This window comes from Phosphitispora fastidiosa, assembly GCF_019008365.1.
GTDB lineage: Bacteria > Bacillota > Thermincolia > Thermincolales > UBA2595 > Phosphitispora > Phosphitispora fastidiosa.
The window spans coordinates 73,111-97,454 of sequence record NZ_JAHHUL010000003.1; the positions used below are offsets into that span (position 1 = coordinate 73,111).

A 24,344-nucleotide genomic window follows, 5' to 3' on the forward strand; every position below is an offset into this window, starting at 1 on the left:
GAATACATCTACCCCTTTGTTATTTTTTCAGTAAATTCCGTTGACAAAATAGTTGATTTAATTAATAATTAACATGGTAAATAGTTTAGTATATTAAATAAATGAAATAATTTATTAAAAAAGAGGTGATTTAATGGAAAATGGAGAGAAAAAGGCTATTGCCGAGGAGCTGGCCGGCACAATAATGAGGTTTAAGAAGCTTGACGGGCCGCATATTTCCTTCAAGGGTGTTAAACGCAGCGAATTCTTCCTGCTGGCCACTCTTGCTTATCATTCCACACCGGATTCGCAGGGGATAAAAATTTCGGATTTAAGCGCTAAAATGGATATTACGCCTCCGGCAGTAACACACATGATCAATTCTCTGGAAGAATTGGGACTTGTACTGCGTTTGGCAGATTCCAGCGACAGGCGTGTAGTTCTTGTCAGCCTGACAAGGAAAGGGAAGGATGTTGTCAAAAAGATTCAGGAGGAGTTCCTTGATAAATTGATAGGGTTGGTAGAGTTTTTAGGGGAGAAGGACAGCAAAGAATTCATCAGACTTTTATCGCTGAACCTGGATTATCATAAAAAAATGTGCCGGCAGAATATAGATGCATAAAAAGTATATGGATTGAAATATAACTGTATAACTGTATAACTGTACAACTGTATAACTGGATGAAAGTGGATGTATACATATGGGGAGATGATGTTTTTTGAATTTTAAACAGCGGAAAGTAAAGATTGCACTAATTGCAGCAGTTGGACTGATAATCCTCGCCATTGCGTGGGGAGCAATGTCTAAAAATAAAGATGTGTCTGCTACCCAGGATGAGGAGGTTACTCCTGTAAAAATCGTAAAGGCGGCTAAGGGCGAGTTGGTTTCCACTCTGAAGATCAGTGGCAAAGTGGCAGCTTCAAAAGAAGTGACCATAGTTCCCAAGGTTGGGGGAAAGGTTACTGATGTGAAGGTTAAAGAAGGCCAGAAGGTCAAGCGGGGTGACTTACTTATTGCCCTTGATGATGCGGATATCAGGGCACAGATTAGGGTGACTGAAGCGTCCCTGGAAATGTCAAAGGCAGGACAGCAGACGGCAGTGATTGCCTACCAGGAAGCCCAGGCCAACCTGGAGCGGATGAAGGCCCTGTTTGCCGAAGGAGCCATATCAAAAAGTCAGCTGGAGACTGCTGAAAATAATTTTGCCAGAGCTGCCGCGTCCTACACTCCTGATGCCGGAGGTACCCAGACTGCAGCTCAGATTAAGCAGGCCCAGGCCCAACTGGAAGCGGCCAGGATTAATCTGCAGAATACCAGGATTACAGCACCAATTGACGGCACTGTGGCAGCTAAAAATATTGAGCCCGGTGAAATGGCCGGTCCCGGTTCACCGGTGCTGACAATTGCTGATATGGACCAAATGGTTGTGGAAGGCAACCTGGCAGAGAGTGAAGTTAATTTCGCCAAAGTGGGTGATGAAGTTAAGGTTTATGTAACCGCGGCAGACGAGGAACCCTTCCAGGGTTACATAGAAAGTGTCAGCCCTATTGCGGATCCTGTGACTAAAGCCTATTCCATAAAGGTTTGGCTTGAAAACGGAAGCCTGCTGCTTAAAGGCGGAATGGCTGCAGAAATATATATGACCGCTGAAGCCCGGGATGAGGTCCTGGTGCTGCCGCGGGAAGCTCTGTTAGACCAGGGGGACAGGCAGGTAGTGTATGTTGTCGATGGCGATAAGGCCCGGGAACGGGTCGTCACCCTGGGGCTTACTACCGACGAGATGGCGGAAATTGTTTCGGGACTGAAGGCGGGCGAGCAGGTAGTAATTTCCGGTCAGCAGTTTTTGATAGATGGTACCAAAGTCACAGTGGCATCCGGGGGCGAATAAGTTATGAAAATATCTGATTTTGCTGTCCGGAGGCCTGTCACTATTAGTATGATTGTCCTGGGGATTATCCTTATTGGAGTCGTTTCCCTGGGGAAACTGGCAATTGATTTATACCCGGAACTTAATTTCCCAATCGCGGCGGTGATTGCCAACTATCCCGGGGCCGGCCCCGAGGAAATCGAGAATCAGGTTACCCGGCCGCTGGAAGAAATCATGGGAACAGTAAATAATGTGGAGAGTGTCATGTCAGTTTCTTCACCAGGCAGTTCGATGGTGCTGATGATGTTTAACTGGGGCACAGACATTAATTTTGCCACACTTCAGATGCGTGAAAAGGTAGACCTTATCAAGGCGGGCCTGCCAGATGATGTGGGCACACCTACAGTTTTAAAAATGGACCCCACAACTATGCCAATTATACAGGCCGGTGTAAGCGGCAGCCGGGATCTGGCCAGTCTGCAGCAGATAACCGAAGATTTGATTAAGAACCGCCTGGAAAGAATTGCAGGGGTGGCTTCAGTTGCCATCACGGGAGGCCTGGTCAGTGAGGTGGAGGTTAAGGCTGACCCGGTCAAAATGGATGCTTACGGTCTTGCAGTTAACCAGATTATCCAAACTTTACAGGGCGAAAACATGAACCTGTCTTCAGGAGAAATTGAAGACGGGAAGGAAAAGCTGCTGGTGCGGACCGTTGGAGAACTTAAGCGAATTGAGGACTTTGAAGAAATCGTCATCAGCGGTTCCGGCGGCGTTCAGGTTAAGCTAAAGGATGTAGCCCAGATTAAGTTTACCCATCAGGAGCCGACCCAGTATACAAGGGTTAACCAAAAGCCCAGCCTGAGTATAAATATTCTTAAACAGTCGGGTAGTAATATTGTTCAGGTTGCTGATAAGGTTAATCAGGAAATTGAAAACCTGCAGAGAGAACTCCCGTCAGGGGTGAAAATCGATATTGTGGTTGACCAGTCACTGTTTATCAAGGATTCCATAAGCCAGATGGCCCGGAATACGATATCCGGTGGAGTTCTTGCCGTGCTGGTACTCCTGGTGTTTTTGAGAAATTTTCGCAGTACGCTGATTATCGGACTTGCGATTCCTTTTTCAGTTATATCCACATTTATTCTGGTGTACTTTGCCGGAATTACCCTCAATGTTATGTCCCTGGGCGGGCTGGCTTTGGGTGTCGGGATGATGGTGGACAGTGCAATCGTTATCCTGGAAAATATCTATCGATACCGTCAGCTTGGTCACGGATATATCGATGCCGCTATCAAGGGAAGCAGTGAAGTGGGTAGCGCTGTAATGGCCTCTACATTTACAACTGTCGCTGTATTTTTGCCGATAGTGTTCGTAGAAGGGTTGGCATCAGAGCTTTTTAAGCAGTTGGCATTAACAGTTACTTTTTCTCTTTTGGCTTCGCTTTTTGTGGCATTGACCCTGATACCCATGTTATCTTCCAAACTATTGAAGGTTAATCCCCAGGAAGAATCTGCAAGAACGACACCCTTAGCCAAGATGGCTAACAAAGTGCAGGGGGCTCTGGGGGCATTGGACGAAAGGTATCGCCGGCTATTAAACTGGGCGCTGCAGCACAGGAAAACCGTGGTCATAGGGGTAACTGCAGCTCTTATAGGCAGTTTTGCCCTGATACCTCTTGTCGGGATGGAGTTTATGCCACAGGTTGATTCGGGAGATATTGCGGTAACTGTGGAGCTTCCCAAAGGTGCGGTGCTGGAAGATACGGCCCGCATTGCCACTGAGGTTGAGGACATTGTTAATCAGGTAGATGAGGTTAAATCAATTTTTACCAGTATTGGCAGTACCGGTCAGATGATGGGAGGCTCATCAGGAACGGTTTCACAGATGCAGTTAAAGGTTGGCAGCAGGACCGAACGGGAGCGCTCGACTGATGAAATAATGGAAGATTTGAGAAAACGGCTGAAGGGTGTTACCGGGGCCAAAATAACAGTATCTGGCGGAGCGCAGCAGCAGATGGCCGGCGGGAGCCCTATAGATATAGCCATCAAAGGAAAAGATCTGGAAACCTTAAAAGATTTGTCCCTACAGGCGGTGCAGGTGGTCAGCGGAATTTCCGGCACCAGGGAAGTGGAAAGCAGCCTTGAAGAATCACGACCGGAAATCCAGCTGGTGATAGACCGTCAGAGGGCCGGGCAGTTGGGCCTGACGTCAAGTCAGGTGGCAACCGGTGTCAGAACTGCAATCAGTGGGACAACTACCTCTACATACAGGGTAGGGGGCAGGGAGTATGATATCAGGATTAAAGTAGGCGAAAACAACCCTAACTTAAGGGAACTGGAGGGCATGACTATTGTGGCCCCCACGGGTGCCAGGGTGCCGCTGCGGGAAGTAGCCGAGATTGCCAGGGTCAATGGACCTACCAGTATTAACCGGGAAGACCAGTCTCGGGTAGTCAATATTACTGCTAATGTAGTCGACCGGGATTTGGGGTCTGTGACCACAGAGCTCAAGCAGGCTATGGATAAGGTGAGATTACCCGGGGGGTATTCTATTGAATACGGGGGTCAGAATCAGGAGATGATGGAATCTTTTGAAAGCCTGGGTTTGGCCTTGATTTTATCAATAATATTAGTTTATATGGTTATGGCATCCCAGTTTGAATCTCTGATGCATCCCTTTGTAATCATGTTTTCCATACCCACCACTTTTATTGGCGTCATTGGCGGCTTGGCTGTGACGGGCAGGTCTTTGAGTGTGCCGGCTTTTATCGGGGTGATTATGCTGATGGGTATAGTTGTTAACAATGCTATTGTTTTAGTTGACTATATTAATACCCTCAGGAGAAGAGGGATGGAACGGGCAGAGGCTATTGTCCAGGCCGGACCAACGCGGCTCAGGCCGATCCTGATGACAACCCTGACCACGGTCTTGGGATTAGTACCCCTGGCCTTGGGTATTGGAGAAGGCGCCGAGGCTCAGGCGCCTATGGCCACGGTTGTTGTCGGGGGACTGACAATGTCTACTCTTTTTACCCTGGTATTTGTTCCGGTAGTATATACTATTATGGATGATGCCGGTCAGTGGTTCCGGAAGAAACGGGGCCAGGCCGAGGCTCGGGAACAGGGCCAGGGAGCGGTAATTTAGGCCACATACCGTTTTCAGAAGCGCCAAATGTTGTGTAAGTTCTTCGCCTTTTATAGGTTTTCCATGACTGGGGATGACCAGGGATGGTTTCAAGTCCCTGAGGTGTTGTACTGACTTTTCTGCGGCCTCCCAATCTGTAGTCAAGTATTTTGGATACATTGGACACACATTGGACACATTTATGTGCTATAATATTACCTAAATATTAAGGAGTGTGATTGGGCAAGTGGAACTAAAATTCCCCAAAATTAAACGCAGTGTAATCATCAGTTTTTTAATCCTGAGTATTACCTTAGCTTTTGCTGCCGGCTGTAGTAATGGTAATTCCAATCAAGATGTTGTGGCCAGTGTGAATGGCGAAGACATCACTAAAAATGAGTTATACGAATTAATGGTGAAACAAAATGGTCAACAAGCGCTGGATGCACTAATTTCTCAAAAAGTCATTGAACTTGAAGCCAAAAAACAAAAGATTGTTGTATCTGATGAAGATATCCAGAAAGAAATGGAAACTTATTATGAGACATATGGAGGCGAGGAAGCCTTTGCCCAGACTCTGGAAATGAGCGGCTATTCCCTGGATGATGTAAAAAAAGAGCTGGCTCTGAATATAAAAATCAATAAGCTGTTGGAACCCCGGGTTAAAATTACAGAAGATGAATTAAAAACCTATTTTGAAGAAAACAAGGCACAATTCGCCCAGCAAAAGCAGGTGAAGGCAAGCCATATTCTGGTTGAGACTGAGGAAAAGGCAAACGATATTAAGAAGAAACTGGCAGAAGGACAGGATTTCGCCCAATTGGCAAAAGAAAACTCAACAGATGCGCAGAACAAGGATAAGGGCGGAGATTTGGGATTTTTTGGCAGCGGTGATATGGTCAAGGAATTTGAGGAAGCAGCCTTTGCCTTAAAAGTTGGAGAAGTCAGCGCTCCGGTGAAGACCGAATTTGGGTATCACATCATTAAGGTTTCAGAAGTAAAGGCAGCCCAGGACGCGAGTTATGAACAGAGTAAGTCCCAAATCAGGGAAACCCTGTTTGGGGAAAAAGCCCAGGCAGAATATAGTGTCCTGATGCAGGAACTGCAAAAAGAGTATAAAATCGAAAATTATCTGGAAAAGAAAGCAGAAAAATAACAAGTGATAAAATATTTACCGAGGCCAAAACGGCCTCGGTTTTTTGTCTGGCTAAAATTAGTTTCTAATGCCATTTAACAATATTTCGAAGTGCTGCCGAACGGTCAGGGTGCTAATTCACCTTGGCCGATTTGTATTCCACGATGACAGCACGTATTTCGACTGCCGGAATTATTGCCGGAACACTGCTGCTGTGGGGAATATTTACTTCGTTTATAACACGTTTTGCTACCGGTGAGATGTATATCGCCATTGCTTCTACAATGGTCTTCACCTTGCCGGGAATTGGAATTTTTCTGTTTTAAATCCTTACAGGAACTGACCGCTGCAAGAATAGCTAAGCGATTCATTGACGAACCGGTCTTAATTTGGTATCATATTTATACCGAGGTGATGTTGTGATGAACATTAAAGAAGATATCAGACCGATTTCCTACATCAAAGCAAATGCGGCTGAGATTTTGGAACAAGTCAATGAAACCCACAGACCAGTCTATGTTACCCAAAACGGAGAGGCCAGGGCGGTATTACTGGATCCTGAATCATACGAAAAAATGAAGAAGGCTATCGGCTTATTAAAATTGCTTGCCCAGGGGGAAAGTGACATAGTTGAAGGAAAGGTTTCACCACAGGAAGATTTTTTTTCCGACCTGGATCGTGAATTGGATGATATGAGGCCATGACCAAAGGGGTATTTCAGGTTTTCTGGACACAAACTGCTCAGCAGGATCTAAAAAAGATTATTAAATATATAGCTGCTGACAGTAAAAATCATGCTGGAAGGGTATATGATGCCATTAAACAAAAAGCCCATAACCTGATGCAGATGCCCTTACAGGGAAGGATTGTTCCCGAACTGGGATACTATGGTATCCTGAATTACAGGGAACTAATCAGTTCACCCTGGAGAATAATCTATAAGATTGAAGGAAAGAAAGTATGGGTGCTGGCAGTATTTGATGGCAGGAGAAACGTGGAGGACCTGCTGCTTGAACGGTTCATTTAATATATGGAGGCTCCATGATTAAGTAATGACAATTGCTGTTTTAATTTAGAGATTTAAATTAGGAAGCGGCTGATGTGTTCCGAACGACGAGTCTGACGTCCGTCGGCCTGCGACCCGCACAGAGTGCGGGAGCAGTTTGCCGACGGAGTTGTAGCCGTCGTGAGGAATATATCCAGCTGCTTCCATACTTTAAAAGCTCAAATGAACATATTGGCGGCTTAATTATGGGACGTCCCTTTCTGCATTTTCCTCCCTTAAATTGGGTAAATTTTAACGTGACACTTCCCCCGGCAGGATGGTATTGAAATTGAAATAGAAGGGTCAAAAAGGGTAGCATTGGCCAAACAGATTGCCGGTGAACTCACTCTCCCGAATACTACCGTAAGTCTGACGGAAAATGCTGCAGTTAAGATACCATTTATCTGAAACGCCTTATCCGCCAGGACGAAACGGGGATCTGGTCAGTTGTCGGCTATGACCCACGGTAATTAGGAACTGTTAACTTAAAATCAACCCCCTGCAGCACCGGTTGCCGCAGGGGGTTGATTACATTCAACATTATATTGCCGAATTCTTTTCCGGATTTTGTGTAACTGCATTGCCTGCTTTGTGGACTGTGGTGCGAAGCGGAACTTCCTTAAGGAGGAAGGTCAGGACAAATGCTGCTGCCAGAACGATGGTCCCGGTTAAGAAAACATTTGACAGGGATGCAGCCAGGGCTTCCCGTAAGGCTTCGGTAATTTGTGTAAAGACCGGCTGGAGAGGTGCCGGCAGGCTGTCTTGAATTGCCATAAGCTTGGGTTGGTCCAGAAGAATCTGGGGATTTTGTAATTGAGCCAGCTTGTCGGTCATGGCTGGGTCCACTAATGCCGGGTTTATTCCGCTGTCAGGGGTGAGCAGGTTCTTCATTTTACCGGCCATGCTTGTGGAAAGAATAGTTCCCATCACAGCGATACCGATGGTCCCCCCAATGCTGCGGAATAATTGAATTGATGCTGTAGCCACTCCCAGATCCTTGGAAGCGGCGGCATTTTGGACAGCGATCGTGAAGACAGGCATTCCGAGACCGAGGCCGAAACCGAAGATAAACATACTGATTGCAGCCATCAGGATAGTATTCATTGTAACCATTAGAGCCATGCCAAAAACCATCAGGAAGGTTCCCAGCAGGGCCATCTTTTTGTATTTACCCGTCTTGGTCATGCGGCGTCCTGTATAAGCGCTTACGGTAAACATGCTCAAAGACATGGGCATGGCAACATAGCCGGCATAGGTTGCCGAAACGCCCATGACGCCCTGCACGTACAAAGGCATGTAAATCAGGGCCCCAAACATGCCTGCATTCATCAGGAATCCAATGACATTGGAAATGGCTATCACCCTGTTTTTAAATAAGGACAGGGGAAGGATCGGGGTTTTTACCCTGGTTTCGGTGAAAATAAAGAAAGCCAGAGAAACAATCGCCAAGGCGAAGAGTTCTAAAATCAGGGGTGAACCCCAGGGATATTTTGTGCCTGCCCACGAGAAGGCAAGCAGCATGGGGACGATTGTCAGGGTAATAAACAAGGAACCCAGGTAATCGATGGATTCGGATTTTCTCCGCTTCACTTTGGGGAAAAGGAGCAGAATCATGAAAAAGGCCAGGAAGCCCAGCGGCAGGAACATCCAGAATACCCAGTGCCAATCCATGTGGTCTACAATATAGCCGCCGACACCCGGACCCAGGATACTGGATATTCCAAAGGCCGCGCTCATCAGGCCGGCCCAGCGTCCTCGTTCCCGCGGGGAGAAGAGATCACCAACTGCAGTAAAGGCCGTAGCCATGATAACACCTGCCCCGATCCCCTGAATGCCGCGGTAAATTATCAGTTGGATGATATCTTTGGAAGTTCCGGAAAAGAAGGCTCCTATCATAAAAACCACAATTCCAAATAAAATAAAGGGCTTTCTCCCATAAATATCTGAGAGCTTGCCGACCAGAATCGTAGAGATTGTCGAGGTTAACAGGTAGATGGTCATAATCCAGGTGTAATAATCCATACCGCCGAGTTTGGCGATAATGCGAGGCAGGGCCACACCTACAATTGTCTGGTTAATCGAAGAAAAGAACATGGCTACAATGATGGCAACCATAATCGTTATTTTGCGCTGGTGAGATAAATGTTCCACAGATTTATTCTCCTCCGTAATAAGGCTACTGGTTGTCGAGATTGCCGGAAATTATATGGTAAATCCGAATCAGGTGGTCGATATCCTCCTCAGGTAACCCCTCAAAAAACTTCGCCATTACCTTGTTTTGATTCTCAATCAGAGAGTCTGTGAGTTGTTTCCCTTTAGCTGTGATTTCCAGGTAGACGACGCGCCGGTCTTCTTTTGCCCCCTTGCGTTCAGCATAACCCTCCGCAACCAGTTTGTCTGAGGCCCCGGTAATAGCACCAGGCGTTATTTGAAGCGTTTCAGCAAGTTCCGTTGCTTTTTGGGGACCCCCATGTATCAGAGCCTTCAAAATAAGGTACTGGGTGGGGTTGATATCATAAAGCTGTTTATGCCACTCTTTTTTCATTTTTCTCAGGACACTGTAAAAAAGTTCAAGTAACTCTTGGTGTTCAGCCATGTCCTACTCCTTCACTGTTAAATATTTTAGAACTGAAATATTTAGTGAATAACATTTTTTATTATACTTTTTTGTTTTATAATAGTCAATGGATGAGAAGCAGAAACCATCCATCTGTTAATTGGCAGATTGATGGCTTTTGTTTTGGGAGAATTTTGGGAGAATCGGGTTGTACAATAAAAGCAAAGGCAAAGACTCAGGAGGTGGATTGGTGAGAGTATTCATTCTCCACACAGGCGGTTCCGGGTTGGATAAAATCGTCACCTGGCTGGCGGAGAAAACCGGTATTAAGGAAGTAGCAGTGATGAAAAGTCCGGACGGGTTTTTGGAAAGGGTTGAGCGGGATAGGCCGGAAATGGTTTTTATCCGCATCGGAAACAGTGAAATTCCAGGACTGGGGGTTGCCCAGATGGTAATCGCTATAGACCGGAACATCAGGATAGTATTTGTTGCCGAGGAAAAGGATTATGCATTGGACGCTTATGAAGTAGGCGCCTATGGATATCTGTTGTGCCCTATTGAGAGGGAAAAATTTGAGCTCTTATTCTGACCAAATCCATTTCCTTTAAAAAGCTGTTAAGCCTTTGGTGCCATTCTTTCTCGTTTTCTGTATAGTGAAGGTCGGAATCTGCTGCGTTTGCCGGAAGCCTTTTTGAAAGCAGTGCCAGCTCCATATCCCCAAGTGATTGAAATAACTGAGAAAATTCATCATTAAAGAGGCAATATCCTTCGAGGATATCCACCAGATCAGCCATACTGTGAATTTCCCTTCTAATGATTGCTATTTTATCTGATACATATCTGCATTGTCTGATTTCGTCTAAAATTTTGCGGAATAATTCATCATCCATTTTCCGGCCGTCTTCAAACTTAACGGCAGGTTGTGGGTGGTTTTCTTTTAAACTGATAAATACTGCTTCCAAACGGTTATTTTCTAACGCATTTTTTATTCTTGGTGATATATCAGGGATAGTTGCGGTGATGTATGTCTGTAACAACCCGCCCGAGATATTAAATTCTTCAAAGAGTTGTTTGGATGCATCATGCAGTATTGCATCCAATTGGTTTTTAGTCATGTTCACCAGTTTTTGCTGCAGGTACTGCCTGTCAATTGGTTCAATATTGAGCCGGCGGGTGCTTTTGTCTGCCAAATTGCAGCCAATCGCATTTGTTAGCACGACTCCAAAAATATTTATCAGCAAATCCTGATAATGGGCATCATATCCGTACAGCAAGCAATGAATATCATGGGTGGTGAAGTTTTTACAGAATTGATTCTCCATTAGCAGTTTTTGCAGATAATAATTGATATACTCTATGCCGGTCAACTCCATTTTGTCGCTGCTTAAAGGATAATCTATGGAAGCAGGCGTTTCGTGGGCGGCATAGTCAACCTCATAGGCAGAGAAAAAAGCCGGGATTCCATTCTGTAAAGTATCATTATAGGCATGATTACCGGTGGTGATGCAGTTATCTTGAACTTGATTATAGATTTGTTTGGCATGCTCTAATTGTGTTTCCACCAGTTTTTTGCCCTCCCGGTATAGTTCGGTCAAGGGCTTCTGTTTAAGTATTTCTATGCTTATGTCCGCATCGGGAAGGCTCTTAAGATAGACTCCAACAGTGTAAAAGATCGACTGAAAAATATTGTGCGCAGTTTCCTCCATTATGGAACTGCTTTCACCGCCTGTATAGCGCTCTGCCTGTCTGGCCAATAGCTGTATGCACTGTAGTTGAATATTTTCCAATTCCGAATCAGTCAACAGATTCAGGCGGCAGGCTTCCTGTAAAACTGATTGGAAGTAATGTGTCTGATTAAGGTTTTCACTTTTAATCAAATGCTGTTTTTCCAGATTAGTCATAATGGTCCTCCTCATCAATAGATTCTTCGCTGTCTTGGCTTAGATCCGTGTAATTTCTGACTCCATACCGGATATTGCGTGCCAGTAATTCTAACTCCCGGTGCTGCAGGAGTTCGATGGAACCCTGGCAGTTGTGGTCAAAATACTTCTTCATTAATGAAAGCAATTCGTCATCACCGACTTCATCAAGTGTTTCGTTTTTAAAGTAATAGAAGGTTTCTATTAAGTCATTCAAGGTGGCGGTATAGTTATGCTTCGAAAGGAAGGGGGAGTCACAAAATTTCAAAATCAGTTTATTTATGATTCCGGCGCCGAATTCGATGCGTCCATTGCTTCTTAGGGCTGCTGCCCGTGTTTCAGCAAGTTCCACGGCCTCCTCGGAGGAAAGCGCCAGACCGTAACGCAGGGTTATTACGTTGCAGTTTATGATTGTGGAAATTGCCGCTTTGTTCATAATAATTGCCGGGAACAGTAAAGCATTATCAGCCATTTTTTGCTCCTTTCAATTATTTTTTTAAGGCTATTGACAAAGGGTTTGCTTTGTGCTATAGTATAGTTGGATAAATCTATCTATACATAATCAACTTTCGTCAAATTTCAGTATACCATGGGCTCTTTAAGAAGTCAATGGTTTTTAGATTAGTACCAAATCGACTACTTCCAACGTCCGTTTAAGGGCGTTTTTTCATTATTAGGGGAATTACTGTTTTGCAGGGTTGTGGATAATATAATATTGACAAAATGCATACATTAACGTATAATCAAAACAGTTAATTTACTAAACAACTAAACCAGTAATGTTAGTAGTTTAGTAAAGTAGCAAAAGCAAGGCTATAATATCATCAAGAGTATGAGGAGGCAAACAATGAAAATACCAACTGTTTTGAAACACAAACCGGTTATTGTATCAGAAAACTATGAAAATATTGATGGCAGAAATGCCTATAACTCAGACACAAAGGGGCTTTCACTGGGATTAGCCCAATGGAATGACAGAGGAAAGGTAGATATTTCCGCTAAAGTGTGGCGGTATACAGGAGAAAAATGGTCGCGGCAATCTGAGGAACTGCCCTTACACCGCGTTCTGGACCTGGCGATTCTCGTTTGTCGGACAAGGCTTCATTTCAGAGAGGCTTATCGATATGATAAATTATATGACAAAGAAAATCCTGTTATTGACAGAGTGGGCCTCCAGGGAGATGCTATGACAGTGGCTGTATGTACCGACAATGATAAAATTGATGAAGATATTAAATTATTCAGCCAGGCTCTCAGTCACGATGATGAACTAATTGGTGAACGTTTACGTACCCTGGCAAGGATTCTCAGGGAGATGGGTTATTGATTTTTTCTAAAATATTGACATCAGACTCATATTTTGGTATATAATAATTGTTATTGGCACTCTGAGAATCAGAGTGCCAATAACTTGGGGATGAATTTGAATTATTAATTAGAAGGAAAGGAGAGACTTGCTTTGCCGAAAAAACAATTTAAAGCTGAATCAAAGAGACTGCTGGATTTAATGATTAACTCAATTTACACCCATAAGGAGATTTTTTTAAGGGAGCTTATTTCCAATGCCAGTGACGCTATTGACAAAATTTATTACAGGGCACTAACAGATGACTCTCTGAGCTTCAATAGGGACGAATATTATATTAGAGTAGCAGTGGACAAGGAAAACAGGGTGCTGAAAATATCCGACACCGGTATCGGGATGAACAGGCAGGAGCTTGAAGATAACCTGGGAGTTATCGCAAACAGCGGCTCATTGGCTTTTAAAAATGAGAATGAAGTAAAAGACGGGTATGATATTATCGGGCAGTTTGGGGTCGGATTTTATTCGGCATTTATGGTGTCTGATACAGTGACTGTGATAACTAAAGCTTTGGACAGTGATGAGGCTTACAAATGGGAATCCCAGGGAGCTGACGGCTATACTGTTAAGCCATATGAAAGAGATTCTGTCGGTACTGATGTCATTCTCAAAATTAAGGAGAATTCAGGAGAAGAAAATTTTGATGAGTTTCTGGAGGAGTATAAATTAAGGTCTATCATAAAAAAATACTCTGATTTTATCAGGTATCCCATTAAAATGGATATCACCGGATCAAGATTAAAGGAAGGCAGTGACAACGAATACGAGGAATATAAAGAAGAACAGACTGTTAACAGTATGGTTCCTATCTGGAAAAAGAACAGAAACGAACTTGCCCAGGAGGATTATGACAACTTTTATTCTGAAAAGCATTATGGCTTTGACAAGCCGATTAAGCATATTCACATCAGCGCCGAAGGTGCGGTCACCTATAAGGCAATATTGTTTATTCCGGAGAAAATGCCCTTCGATTTCTATGCCAAAGAGTATGAAAAAGGGCTGGAGCTGTATGCCAACGGTGTTTTGATCATGAATAAGTGTGCTGAGCTGCTGCCCGATTATTTCAGTTTCGTTAAAGGAATGGTGGATTCGGAAGATTTATCCCTGAACATATCCAGGGAGATGCTGCAGCATGACAGGCAGCTGAAATTTATTGCCAAAAACATCAAGACTAAGATAAAAAACGAATTGGAAAGCCTGCTCCAAAATGAAAGGGACAAGTATGAGGAATTCTATAAATCCTTCGGCAGACAGTTGAAGTATGGGGCCTACAGCGATTTTGGCAGCAACAAGGAGGTCCTGCAGGATTTATTGATGTTCTATTCTTCCAAAGAGAAAAAGATGGTTACTTTAGGTGAGTATGTCTCCAGGATGCCCGAAGAGCAGAAATATATCTATTATGCATCCGGAGAATCCATTGACAGAATTGATAAAATGCCGCAAACAGAGCTGGTATCAGATAAGGGATATGAAATTTTTTACTTCACTGATGATGTTGATGAATTTGCCATTAAGATGATCGGGACCTATCAGGAAAAGGAGTTCAAATCAGTATCCAGCGGTGATTTGGGCATAGAACCTGAGAAAAGCGAAAATTCTCAGGACTCAGATGAGAAGGACAAGCAGGAACTCTTTGAACAGATGAAGGCTATCTTGTCAGATAAGGTTAAGGATGTCAGAGCTTCAAAGAGGCTGAAGAATCACCCTGTCTGCCTGGCTAATGAAGGTGAACTTACAATTGAGATGGAGAAAGTGCTGAACTCGATGCCATATAATGACCAGAATATCAAGGCAGACAAAATCCTGGAAATTAACGTAAATCACGATGTCTTCAAAGCGCTGCAGGAAGCCTATGAACAAGATAAAGATAAGCTGCAGATGTATACAGATTTATTATATAACCAGGCGCTGCTTATTGAAGGGCTGCCAATTGAGGACCCGGTGGAGTTTACCAATAATATCTGCAAAATGATGAGATAGGCGGGGTTATTTGGATATTATGCCTGAAATTAGCCGTGAATTAAAGCACAGAGTTCGATAAGGGGCTCTGTGCTTTCATAATTACCGGGGTTTGAAAGGTAACCGGGCAGATAGCAGCTGATTAAATTGTAATAACCTTATCTGCGGCGGACATTTTCTCATAAATGGTGTACATATTGGATACCTGTCCAACGGCAAGCTTGTCCTTCAGATTGAAGTAATCCAGGCAGGTGCCGCATGACAATATTTCCACACCGCGGTTCCGCAGGTTTATCAGATGCTCCAGCACCGCTGAATCAGCACAGGTGAGATAAACACCGCTATTGACAAACAATATTGTCTGTGGCACTTTATCACTTTCTACAAGAGTGAACACAAAACTCTTCATTAAGATATCGCCCAGTTCCGCACTGCCTCGTCCCAATTCTGATGCCGAGATAAGAAGTACGATGTTACCAGTAACCAGATCATCGGAACTCATTTTGACATTTTTTTTGGTGATATGAACCCTGTATTCATTTCCTTCCTGTTCTATCTCTACCCCGCACCCCATGCTGTTAGCCAGCGCTTTAACATTGTCTTTGGCCGCTTCATTATCAACCAGGGTGGTTACAGGGCCTTCTTCCATTGCTTCCAGTACTTTTTTGGTGTTAATAACAGGCATGGGGCATGCCATGCCGCGGGCATCAATGGTTTTTGATTCCATATATATCACTCCTCCACACAAGTTTTCACTAATCCAATCATAATTATAATACAGGACCGGTGCCTATAACCAATAAAAAAAGAAAATACTTTCCAGACATACAATAAATATTTTTTATTCTGTCATTGTTTTTACTTTCTCAGTTGAATTGTGACAGGAATTTAGGGGCGTTATGCAGAAATGACAATTAATATTAACTAACAATTATTTACAATACACGGAGTATATTTTAGTAAAAGTAAATTAATACCGGGTAGGAGGAGGAAGCAAAATGGGAATAAGGCTGAGACTAATTTTGCTGTATCTGGTGATAGGAATCGCTCTATTGGCGGGTGCGGGATGCTCAAGCGGAAAGGAACCACAGGAAGCTGAAGCAGATGATGCCCAGGGTAAATATTCCCTGGAGTATATCCAGGAGTCCTTAAAATCAGACAAAAACGCTGCCGATATATCATGGTCAAAAAACAAGTCCCGGGTGGCCTTTTTTAAGAACACAGAGGATTATGAAGTCCAAATGTATCTCTGGAATGTCGGGGAGGCAAGAGAAAATAAAGTTGCAGGGGCCAGTGGTAACCTGTATGACCTCAAGTGGTCTCCTGACAGCAGGTTTGTTACCGTAAATGAAGGGACTTCAACAGTTTATGAAACACTGATAATCGACCCGGATAATCTGACAATAGCAGATAAAATCGTCAATGCAGGCGGCCCTGTGTGGTCCCCTGACTCCGCCAGGCTGGCCTTTGCGGTCTTAAATAATAAGAAACCTATTGTTGCAGTGGAATGGGATGGTACCTGTGACCTGGTGATATATGACCTTAAGACAAAAAATGCAGACGTTATCCTGGCTGCTGAAAATGATTTCTATTACAGCCCTAAGTCCTGGGATAAAGGCGGTCTGAGGTATGAAAAATGTTATTTCGATGACAGGAAACCGGAAGTATTGATACATCAGGAGGGCAGTCAGGGAAAAACCGGCAGTAACAGCAGCCCGTCTTTTACAAACGCTTATAATATATCCACACAAACCTACACCGATCAACAGGTGAACATCGAAGTAGAGATAAAGTATCCAGTTATCACAAAGATGCAGAATAAGGATATAGAAAACAGAATCAACAGCATCATAGAAAATAAATTCGGCCTTCATGATGAGCCGACAGAAACAGGTGATGAAACATTTAAGGAAACGCTGAATGTAAATTATGAAGTTAAGCGCCGGACAGAAAATGCCCTCAGCCTGAGGATTTTCTTTTCAGCATATATGGAGGGCGCTGCACATCCCAGCAATTTTATTGAAGGACTTACCATCAACTTGAAAACCGGAAAGGAACTGCAGTTACAGGATTTATTTGCGCAGGGTGTTGATTATAAGAGTATCTTGGATCCCATCTTAAAGGAGAAGGTAAATAAACTGGATTATGAACTATTTGAAGAGTTTAAGGGTATTGAGGATAAACAGGGATTTTACCTGACCGATACGGCTTTGGTTATCTATTATCAGGAATATGTATATACCCCGCATGCAGTTGGGCCCCTTGAATTTGAGATTGACCTAAATGAGATAGACTGCCTGATAGAATAAATAAAAGAACCCACTAAAGAGCAGTATGGCAAAAACCATACTGCTTTTCTTCTTTAGGTATCTTTTAACATATCGAAGTGGCGGCGATACCGCTGCGGAATGTGTATGTCCACCTTATAGCCTACAGCCTGCAGAGCCTTAGAGATTTGAGTGATTCCGTCACTGTAAAAGACTTCTATCCTTTTCTCTTTGCTGCTGATACCTTTGTAGGTACTGGGGCAAACAAAGGTCCAATCGACACCTTCCCTGTTAACTATAACCCTAAAGAACCTGTCTATCTCATTTTCTTTATAGTCCAATTTCTTCAAAAGAATGTGATGTTCAAAGGCATCATCAATATTAGCAAGCAGTATTTCCCGCCCATCATAAGAAACGAGCATCAACAATGGGTCATCAGCCTGCATAGCTTCTTTTACATGCGATTCGCCTGGATAATACTTGATAACCATGCAAAATTCCTCCTTAAACGTGTATGGCCAAACGGCCAAATACGCTTGTGTAAATTATAGCCCAATTTGATTCCCGACTCAACATTCTCCTGAATTTTTTCTGAAATGGTGTTGACATTGACGCTGCGTAAAGGTTTATAGTAGAATTGTCAGGAGGTGAGGACATGGAATACACAGTGCAGAAGCTGGCCAGAATGGCGGGTATCAGCTCCAGGACCCTGCGTTATTATGATGAAATCGGAATTCTCCGGCCATCTAGAATCAATTCTTCAGGATACCGGATTTACGGGCAGAGAGAAGTTGACCGGCTGCAGCAGATACTGTTTTACAGAGAATTGGGTGTCAGTCTGGAAGACATCAGGGATATCATCACCGGGCCGACTTTTAGCGCTGCCGGTGCTCTCAGAGAGCACCGTGAAAAACTGCTGGCAAAACGGGAACAGCTGGATTTGTTGATAGCCAATGTGGAAAAAACGATTTCTGCCGAGGAAGGGAGAATGAAAATGAGTGATAGAGAGAAATTTGAAGGCTTTAAACAAAAAATGATTGATGAAAATGAGAGGAAGTATGGTAAAGAAATCAGAGAAAAATACGGGGATGAGCAGGTTGACAGGTCAAACCAAAAAGTTAAAGGCATGACTCAAGAGCAATATGCTCAGGTTGAGAAATTGGGTGAGGATGTCATTACTACCCTGGAGAAGGCCTTTGCCACCGGTGACCCTGCCGGTGAACTGGCTCAGAAGGCTGCGGACCTGCACCGGCAGTGGCTAACCTTTTTCTGGGACAGTTATACCAAAGAAGCCCATGCCGGAGTGGCTCAGATGTATGTGGATGACGAGAGGTTTACAGCATATTATGACAAGAAACAGCCGGGTACAGCCGCTTTTCTGCGGGATGCGGTTTTCATTTACACAGGTATGGTTGATAATGATAACGCATAACAAATACTTGCCTTTGGCGCCAGTGGAAGGCTGTCCTATTCATACAAATGGGGCAGCTTTCCTTTTTGGCCGCAAAATCACTAATAAGCAGGAAACATGAGACATTTTGGAGAAATTATAGATAAAACTGAAACATAAACCTGAAATATTTTGCATAAGAATGAGGTTTGATGCCAATGAGCCTTTATCAAAGAGGGAAGTAAATCGTTATTGAATTCAAAGGGTGATGTTTTGCTTCAGAAAACTTATAAAGTTGATTGGCTTTGAAAAAAGGTTTGTAAATAAATGTGAGGTTTCCAAGTATTATGTTGAGGAAAGCCATCTTTCGATTATTGATAAAGAACCTGGGAAGCGGTACAGCTTGAAATGAAGAGAAGAAGAACCTTTGTAGAGAATCATGGTATCGTAAAAATAGAACACGCCACACTTCTTCAAAATATTTCCTATTAAGAAAATTCTTAATAGGAAATTTAAATTATGGAAGGAATTAACACTTAATTGGCGAAAAGTAATGGAAAAAACGATATTAAGGAGTATACGGATGAAGTTTGTTGACAGCCGCGTATATAACTCACAATTGGTTTTTCACGAAGGCAGGCAGCCTGTTGTAATTATGGTTGCGGGATCCAAAACGTATGGTGGCAGACTTTTGGAAAAGTCAGACGAAGGTCTTATTGTGGTTATGGATGAGGAGCCAACGGTTAATATTGATGATGTGATATCAACCCTGCATATTGGTGAAATCGGTTCTGAATTCTCCGTAAAGGGACTTAGAATAGCCAGTCTTACTAAATACTCAGCAACTCAACAGGTGAGTATTTGTCTTGTCCCGTCGTCCGAAGATGTTCAGAGGCGCATTACTGAAGTTCTTCAGTTGATTATTGAAGGAAAAAAAGAAATTCAGGGTGAATACAGTGTCGAAAAGATTCCGTCAACACGCAGCAGACTGCATTACTCCAAGGAAGCTGTTAACGAGCGTCTAAATTGGGCTCGGGCAGTTTCGGGCGCAAATTTGAATCATATTTCAGAATCAAACTTAGACCCTGAAAGTCTTGCGGGCAATATAGAAAACTATATTGGCAGTGTTCAAGTTCCTCTGGGATTAGCTGGTCCCATTCTTGTCAGGGGGACATATACTAACGGATATTGCCCTGTTCCAATAGCAACGACTGAGGGCGCTCTCATATCGTCAATATGCCGGGGGGCGCGGGCCTGCAACCTGTCAGGAGGTATTCGTGTTCATGTAACCCGTCACAGCATGGTGAGGGCACCAGTATTCTTTTGCGAGGACATGGATGGCGCTATAAAGCTGGAAAACTGGATAAAGTTCAATCAGCAAGAAATTGCAAGTAAGGCCAATAGTGTCTCATCAGTGGCAAGGGTTATAAAATTAAATACTCTTCTGTTTGGTAGTATCCTGCATCTTCAGTTTTACTTTTCTACGGGGGATGCGGCTGGTCAGAACATGACGACAGCATGTACTTGGTTTGCCTGTGAGTGGATTGTTAGAAAGATTAGTAGTAACAAGCAAATCAAATACATATCATATTGCATTGACGCAAATCTTTCCGGAGATAAAAAGGTTAACCTGCAAAATTTCGTTAATGGACGGGGAGTTTCTGTTACTGCTGAGTGTCTCATTTCCGACGAAACATTGCAACAGGTTTTGAGAGTCAGTCCCAGAACTCTTCTTCACCTCGCCGCTGCTGGCGAAGTTGCCGGCTTGGTTACTGGTATGGTTGGGGTGAATATTAATTTTGCCAATATAATTGCTGGCATATTTACTGCAACCGGCCAAGATATTGCTTCCGTCCACGAATCCTCGACCGGCATATTTAAGTATAGAGAAACATACCAGGGAGTTATCTTTACAGCCTATCTTCCATCCCTGGTAATTGGTACTGTGGGCGGTGGTACTCACCTGCCTACTCAAAAAGACTGCTTGGAACTAATGGGCTGTTACGGTTCAGGTAAGCTTTTCCGGTTGGCGGAAATTATCGCTTCTGCATGCCTGGCCCTTGATATTTCTACCCTTTCGGCAATTCGAAATAATGAATTTGTGAAAGCCCACGAAAGGTTAGGCAGAAACCGTAATAACAGAAAATTTACCAAATCGGAGATAAATGCAAGGTTTTTTTCAAAATTGCTTTCAGCTAGGAAAGTTAAAGTAACCTCTTTTTCAGAAGAAAAAATTAAAAATATTGACGGTATCGTTTCAAATATTGTTGGTAAGAAATCAGGGGCGTCGGTAGGACTATTTAAGTATAAGTTAAGGATTAATACTGACAAGGGACCCCGGGAGATGCCCGCTGTATTAAAATTAAAGTCCGCAGAAAGTGATCTTCTTAATACCGGCGTGGGGCTTGTTCGTCTTTCGGGAGAAGATAGGCTGCCCGGGCTTTTTGAGAGGCATCAGCACATTTTCGGGTTTGAAAACAGTACCATAAGGGAAATCGCGTTTTATAAAGATGCCAAACCTGAGGTTCTGAAATTTTGTCCGGAAATATACGGAACAAAAATAGAAGAAGACAGGGCTTTATATGCAATCCTGATGGAAGATCTTTCAGGAAATGCTAACTTTAGCACTATTGATGACCCGGCACAGTGGGATGAAAACAGCATAAAAGCGGTTTTAGAAGGCATGGCCTCAATACACTCGGCTTATTTTAATGATTTTCAGAGTATACCTGAATCCATGCAAATTAACAGGTTTGATCCGGAATCACTTTTTGCTGCCAGCGAGTTTCTGAGAGAATTAACTGATTTTAATGCCGGGAAGTTTCCGGAATTAATTACTTCTCAGGTTAGAAAACTCTACCATGATTACATAACAGGTTTTTCCTCCAATTTAAAGAAGATGCAGGATTTTGCCATGACTTTGGCTCACAATGATTTTAATACCCGAAATCTTTGCATAAGTAATCAAAGCGGACACAAAACTCTGGTTTTGTATGACTGGGAGCTGGTTTGTTACCAGAATCCTCAGCATGATCTGGCTGAATTCCTGGTTTTTGCTTTAGGTGAACAAGCAGATGTAAAGCAATTTTACAAATTTACGGAATTCTATCGGATTCAACTTCAGGAAAGAACCTGCATTACGATACCAAAAGAAAGCTTTAACCAGGTATTGCGTCTGAATTTGATGGATCTTGCCACTGTCAGGTTTAATCTTTATCTGCTTGCCCACAATTTATTGCACTTTAAGTTTATACCCAGGGTGTACGGAAACCTTACAAGGTTTATAGTCGAGAGTGACGGAGGTTACTAATGTCTGTTCATGATGAAGTACGGTTTGATTTTATCAGGTATGCAAACTGCTGGGAAGATGCTGACATTTTGGCGGAGGCTCTGAGGATTAAAAAGGGTGATAACTGTCTTTCCGTTGCTTCTGCTGGGGATAACACCTTAGCGCTTCTTTTAAAGGACCCCGAATTGGTGATGGCTGTTGATTTCAATCCGGCCCAGCTGGCCTGTCTTGAACTTCGTATGGCGGCCTTCGCCAACCTTGACTATGACGAAACTCTGCGATTTATCGGTATCGATGAAGAGAAGGAAAGAAAACTGATTTTCAGAGATTTACGTTCCTGTTTGTCAGAGGAGTCCAGAAAGTTTTGGGAGTCACATCCGGAATATATAGATCTGGGGATTATTCACGCGGGGAAATTTGAAAATTATTTCAGGATAATACGTAGGTACATGCTGCCTTTAATTCACAGGAGGAGGCATATCGATCTATTACTTGATCAAAAAGAGCTAACTGCTCAGAAAGTATTTTATGAGCGGGTTTGGAATAATGATAGATGGAAATTACTGTTTAAGATTTTCTTCAGTAAAGCAGTTATAGGCCGCTTTGGGAGGGACCCTAAATTTTTTCGGTATGTTGAGGAAAATGTGGCCCTTAATATTCTGAAACGAACTGAATACGCTCTTACTTCTGTTTCGAATTACTCCAATCCTTATTTAAATTACATTGTCAAAGGAAATTTTCCAAAGCACGCCCTGCCTCTGTACCTTCGAAGGGACAGTTATCAACAAATCAGAAAAAACCTGCATAAAGTTAAAATATTTAAAGGCGGAATCACTTCCTGCATTGATGAACATAAAGAAATTAAGTTCGATGCTTTTAATCTTTCAGATATATTTGAATATATGGATGTGCCCATTTTTCATAAAACCCTACGAATAATCCATAGGGCAGCGGAAAAAGGAGCCAGGGTGGCCTTTTGGAACATGATGGTTGATAGAACTATTCCGTCTGATTTTCCGATAAAAACCGATTTCAATCTCTCTGAAAAACTTCACCTTAAAGATAAAGCGTTTTTTTACAGAAGGTTTATTGTCGGAGAAGCTATTTGAAACAACACAAAGGCCCTCGTATAGTAGATAAGCAGGTGAACACCATTTATAATCTAAACCCCGTTTTTGTCATTAGCCTGATTTGTTTTAGGGAGGGATTTTTAGTATATTTTGGCCTCATGCTAATGTTTTTGTCACTGAAAAAGTATCCTGACTGGGAAATTTTTATAAGGCTCAAGAGAAGTTGCTCCGACTCGGCAATACTGGAAATGCGGGGTATGTCGGGGTATGTCTTAACTTTTGACAAATCGATTTGTTTTGTGATAATAATATTTCCACCATCGATTTCTTCATTCATCCAATGAATCGAAAAACCGACCGGTCTGTTTTCAACCCAAGCCCAAAGGTCACACATGGTTCCCCGGTTATCAGGCAGAATTCCATGATGAATGTTAATGCAGCCTATTTCAGGTAATGACAGGATTTCCTTCTTATAAATATTTCGTGTACGAAGATTAACAATCAGGTCAGGTTGTAATTGACGGAGTTTACATAATGACTCCGTGGAGTTAATATCTTTGACTTTTAGGATAGGGATGTGCAGTGATTTAAGCAGTCTGATTCGGGGATCGTAAATGAATGATGTCAGCATGTTTTTTAGAAGGGTTAACGAAAAGTGCCTGGCTCCTATGAACATTAAAAAAATCACTTTAAGGAGTAATTGTAAAGAAAAGGTTTTTATAAAAACAACACAGGAGATCTCTGTGTTTTCTGGCAAATTATTTTTATCGGTAACTTGTTTTAAAAGATAATAATAATTACCTTTGACATATGTAAACTGTGATGTTACTAAAATGACTTTCATGCCGGATACCTCAGTTTTTGCCTAAATTATATCATAATGGTAAAATTGTGACAATGTTGGAACGAGGTAGGCAGATGCACTCTTGGTTCAATGGTTTATCCGAGGAGTCTGTCCGAGAATAAATCTGCAAACAACATTCTCCCCCGGTTTTAATTATGGTAACTGGGGAATTCATTTGTTGGGCTTATGCAATGAATTCTTAAGATAAATTGGTGGAAGACTTGTACTCCTTTGACTTAGCCAAATACGGGTTTAACCGTTTTCTGACGCAGTTGGTATTTTTTTCGACCGCGTTTGGTTTTAATTTTTCTTTGCATATTTTATTTAACACTTAAGTTGCCTGGGATTTGTCTTCGCGAAGCCGGTTCTTTAAACCGGGAATGAGGCTGCTTATCTGGAGGTATGTGTATGCATCTATCACCTCTTTTTCAAGAAACCCAATATTATCTTCACTGAAATACCCGGCATCCGCCGATATTTCGTTAGGATTATGACCAGTGTTGGTGTTAACAGCATGTGCCATGAATTCTGAATGG

Annotated in this window: 21 protein-coding genes; 14 read left to right on the forward strand and 7 right to left on the reverse strand. The window is 42.9% G+C overall.

Annotated features, from left to right (window positions below):
* The first annotated feature begins 133 nt into the window (after positions 1-133).
* From Ga0451573_RS04450 to Ga0451573_RS04485, 7 genes are all read left to right on the forward strand, one after another.
* Complete coding sequence (locus Ga0451573_RS04450; RefSeq protein WP_231682684.1) at positions 134-601, forward strand: MarR family winged helix-turn-helix transcriptional regulator; 468 nt, start codon at positions 134-136, stop codon at positions 599-601.
* 97 nt (positions 602-698) lie between these two features.
* Positions 699-1,868, forward strand: a complete 1,170-nt coding sequence (locus tag Ga0451573_RS04455) for an efflux RND transporter periplasmic adaptor subunit (RefSeq protein ID WP_231682685.1) — start codon at positions 699-701, stop codon at positions 1,866-1,868.
* A 3-nt stretch (positions 1,869-1,871) separates the two neighbouring features.
* Entirely contained in the window at positions 1,872-4,991 is a 3,120-nt protein-coding gene (locus Ga0451573_RS04460; RefSeq protein ID WP_231682686.1) for an efflux RND transporter permease subunit, read from the forward strand.
* Between the two features lie 226 nt (positions 4,992-5,217).
* A complete protein-coding gene (locus Ga0451573_RS04470) occupies positions 5,218-6,126 on the forward strand; it encodes a peptidylprolyl isomerase (RefSeq protein ID WP_231682687.1) in 909 nt (302 codons plus the stop codon).
* Between the two features lie 122 nt (positions 6,127-6,248).
* Positions 6,249-6,431 (forward strand): hypothetical protein, encoded by a 183-nt coding sequence (locus Ga0451573_RS04475; RefSeq protein ID WP_231682688.1) that lies wholly within the window; start codon positions 6,249-6,251, stop codon positions 6,429-6,431.
* A 96-nt stretch (positions 6,432-6,527) separates the two neighbouring features.
* On the forward strand, positions 6,528-6,809 hold the full coding sequence (locus Ga0451573_RS04480) for a type II toxin-antitoxin system Phd/YefM family antitoxin (RefSeq protein ID WP_231682689.1): 282 nt from the start codon (positions 6,528-6,530) through the stop codon (positions 6,807-6,809).
* Positions 6,806-7,132 carry a type II toxin-antitoxin system RelE/ParE family toxin gene (locus tag Ga0451573_RS04485; protein ID WP_231682690.1) on the forward strand — a complete coding sequence of 109 codons (327 nt, stop codon included), beginning with the start codon at positions 6,806-6,808 and terminating at the stop codon, positions 7,130-7,132. Before Ga0451573_RS04480 ends, Ga0451573_RS04485 begins: the two co-directional genes overlap by 4 nt.
* A 558-nt stretch (positions 7,133-7,690) precedes the next feature.
* Here the strand turns inward: Ga0451573_RS04485 and Ga0451573_RS04490 are convergent.
* A complete protein-coding gene (locus tag Ga0451573_RS04490; protein ID WP_231682691.1) occupies positions 7,691-9,301 on the reverse strand; it encodes an MDR family MFS transporter in 1,611 nt (536 codons plus the stop codon).
* A gap of 25 nt (positions 9,302-9,326) precedes the next feature.
* Complete coding sequence (locus Ga0451573_RS04495) at positions 9,327-9,746, reverse strand: MarR family winged helix-turn-helix transcriptional regulator (protein ID WP_231682692.1); 420 nt, start codon at positions 9,744-9,746, stop codon at positions 9,327-9,329.
* Positions 9,747-9,957: 211 nt separating this feature from the next.
* Between Ga0451573_RS04495 and Ga0451573_RS04500 the strand changes: the two genes are divergently transcribed.
* Positions 9,958-10,296, forward strand: a complete 339-nt coding sequence (locus Ga0451573_RS04500) for a response regulator (protein WP_231682693.1) — start codon at positions 9,958-9,960, stop codon at positions 10,294-10,296.
* Here Ga0451573_RS04500 and Ga0451573_RS04505 read toward each other — a convergent pair.
* Both Ga0451573_RS04505 and Ga0451573_RS04510 read right to left on the reverse strand, forming a co-directional pair.
* Complete coding sequence (locus tag Ga0451573_RS04505; RefSeq protein WP_231682694.1) at positions 10,262-11,608, reverse strand: DUF6179 domain-containing protein; 1,347 nt, start codon at positions 11,606-11,608, stop codon at positions 10,262-10,264. The genes Ga0451573_RS04500 and Ga0451573_RS04505 overlap by 35 nt on opposite strands.
* Entirely contained in the window at positions 11,601-12,098 is a 498-nt protein-coding gene (locus Ga0451573_RS04510; protein ID WP_231682695.1) for a DUF6323 family protein, read from the reverse strand. Before Ga0451573_RS04510 ends, Ga0451573_RS04505 begins: the two co-directional genes overlap by 8 nt.
* Before the next feature lie 375 nt (positions 12,099-12,473).
* Between Ga0451573_RS04510 and Ga0451573_RS04515 the strand changes: the two genes are divergently transcribed.
* A complete protein-coding gene (locus Ga0451573_RS04515; protein ID WP_231682696.1) occupies positions 12,474-12,953 on the forward strand; it encodes a DUF6530 family protein in 480 nt (159 codons plus the stop codon).
* Between the two features lie 132 nt (positions 12,954-13,085).
* Positions 13,086-14,969 (forward strand): molecular chaperone HtpG, encoded by a 1,884-nt coding sequence (gene htpG / locus Ga0451573_RS04520; RefSeq protein ID WP_231682697.1) that lies wholly within the window; start codon positions 13,086-13,088, stop codon positions 14,967-14,969.
* A gap of 121 nt (positions 14,970-15,090) precedes the next feature.
* Here htpG and yedF read toward each other — a convergent pair whose 3' ends face one another.
* Complete coding sequence (gene yedF, locus Ga0451573_RS04525; protein ID WP_231682698.1) at positions 15,091-15,675, reverse strand: sulfurtransferase-like selenium metabolism protein YedF; 585 nt, start codon at positions 15,673-15,675, stop codon at positions 15,091-15,093.
* A gap of 271 nt (positions 15,676-15,946) precedes the next feature.
* On the opposite strand from yedF, the gene Ga0451573_RS04530 reads away from it, so the two are divergent.
* Positions 15,947-17,257, forward strand: a complete 1,311-nt coding sequence (locus tag Ga0451573_RS04530) for a DUF3298 domain-containing protein (protein ID WP_231682699.1) — start codon at positions 15,947-15,949, stop codon at positions 17,255-17,257.
* 53 nt (positions 17,258-17,310) lie between these two features.
* Here Ga0451573_RS04530 and Ga0451573_RS04535 read toward each other — a convergent pair whose 3' ends face one another.
* On the reverse strand, positions 17,311-17,706 hold the full coding sequence (locus Ga0451573_RS04535; protein ID WP_231682700.1) for a hypothetical protein: 396 nt from the start codon (positions 17,704-17,706) through the stop codon (positions 17,311-17,313).
* A gap of 164 nt (positions 17,707-17,870) precedes the next feature.
* Here Ga0451573_RS04535 and Ga0451573_RS04540 point away from each other — a divergent pair, with 164 nt between their 5' ends.
* The 3 genes from Ga0451573_RS04540 (at position 17,871) to Ga0451573_RS04550 (ending at position 23,003) form a co-directional block, all read left to right on the forward strand.
* Positions 17,871-18,647 (forward strand): MerR family transcriptional regulator, encoded by a 777-nt coding sequence (locus Ga0451573_RS04540; protein WP_231682701.1) that lies wholly within the window; start codon positions 17,871-17,873, stop codon positions 18,645-18,647.
* Positions 18,648-19,188: 541 nt separating this feature from the next.
* Positions 19,189-21,915, forward strand: coding sequence for a phosphotransferase (locus tag Ga0451573_RS04545; RefSeq protein ID WP_231682702.1), 2,727 nt, complete (start codon positions 19,189-19,191; stop codon positions 21,913-21,915).
* Complete coding sequence (locus Ga0451573_RS04550; protein WP_231682703.1) at positions 21,915-23,003, forward strand: BtaA family protein; 1,089 nt, start codon at positions 21,915-21,917, stop codon at positions 23,001-23,003. Before Ga0451573_RS04545 ends, Ga0451573_RS04550 begins: the two co-directional genes overlap by 1 nt.
* 46 nt (positions 23,004-23,049) lie before the next feature.
* On the opposite strand, the gene Ga0451573_RS04555 is transcribed toward Ga0451573_RS04550, so the two are convergent.
* Positions 23,050-23,808, reverse strand: coding sequence for a formyltransferase family protein (locus Ga0451573_RS04555; RefSeq protein ID WP_231682704.1), 759 nt, complete (start codon positions 23,806-23,808; stop codon positions 23,050-23,052).
* Positions 23,809-24,344: the final 536 nt, after the last annotated feature.

Coding starts and splice junctions, on each gene's coding strand:
- Ga0451573_RS04480 (WP_231682689.1), top strand. CDS start 6,528: ATGAACATTAAAGAAGATATCAGACCGATTTCCTACATCAAAGCAAAT.
- Ga0451573_RS04495 (WP_231682692.1), bottom strand. CDS start 9,746: ATGGCTGAACACCAAGAGTTACTTGAACTTTTTTACAGTGTCCTGAGA.
- Ga0451573_RS04510 (WP_231682695.1), bottom strand. CDS start 12,098: ATGGCTGATAATGCTTTACTGTTCCCGGCAATTATTATGAACAAAGCG.
- Ga0451573_RS04485 (WP_231682690.1), top strand. CDS start 6,806: ATGACCAAAGGGGTATTTCAGGTTTTCTGGACACAAACTGCTCAGCAG.
- Ga0451573_RS04450 (WP_231682684.1), top strand. CDS start 134: ATGGAAAATGGAGAGAAAAAGGCTATTGCCGAGGAGCTGGCCGGCACA.
- Ga0451573_RS04460 (WP_231682686.1), top strand. CDS start 1,872: ATGAAAATATCTGATTTTGCTGTCCGGAGGCCTGTCACTATTAGTATG.
- Ga0451573_RS04515 (WP_231682696.1), top strand. CDS start 12,474: ATGAAAATACCAACTGTTTTGAAACACAAACCGGTTATTGTATCAGAA.
- Ga0451573_RS04555 (WP_231682704.1), bottom strand. CDS start 23,808: ATGAAAGTCATTTTAGTAACATCACAGTTTACATATGTCAAAGGTAAT.
- Ga0451573_RS04540 (WP_231682701.1), top strand. CDS start 17,871: ATGGAATACACAGTGCAGAAGCTGGCCAGAATGGCGGGTATCAGCTCC.
- Ga0451573_RS04530 (WP_231682699.1), top strand. CDS start 15,947: ATGGGAATAAGGCTGAGACTAATTTTGCTGTATCTGGTGATAGGAATC.
- Ga0451573_RS04550 (WP_231682703.1), top strand. CDS start 21,915: ATGTCTGTTCATGATGAAGTACGGTTTGATTTTATCAGGTATGCAAAC.
- Ga0451573_RS04505 (WP_231682694.1), bottom strand. CDS start 11,608: ATGACTAATCTGGAAAAACAGCATTTGATTAAAAGTGAAAACCTTAAT.
- yedF (WP_231682698.1), bottom strand. CDS start 15,675: ATGGAATCAAAAACCATTGATGCCCGCGGCATGGCATGCCCCATGCCT.
- Ga0451573_RS04545 (WP_231682702.1), top strand. CDS start 19,189: ATGAAGTTTGTTGACAGCCGCGTATATAACTCACAATTGGTTTTTCAC.
- Ga0451573_RS04535 (WP_231682700.1), bottom strand. CDS start 17,706: ATGGTTATCAAGTATTATCCAGGCGAATCGCATGTAAAAGAAGCTATG.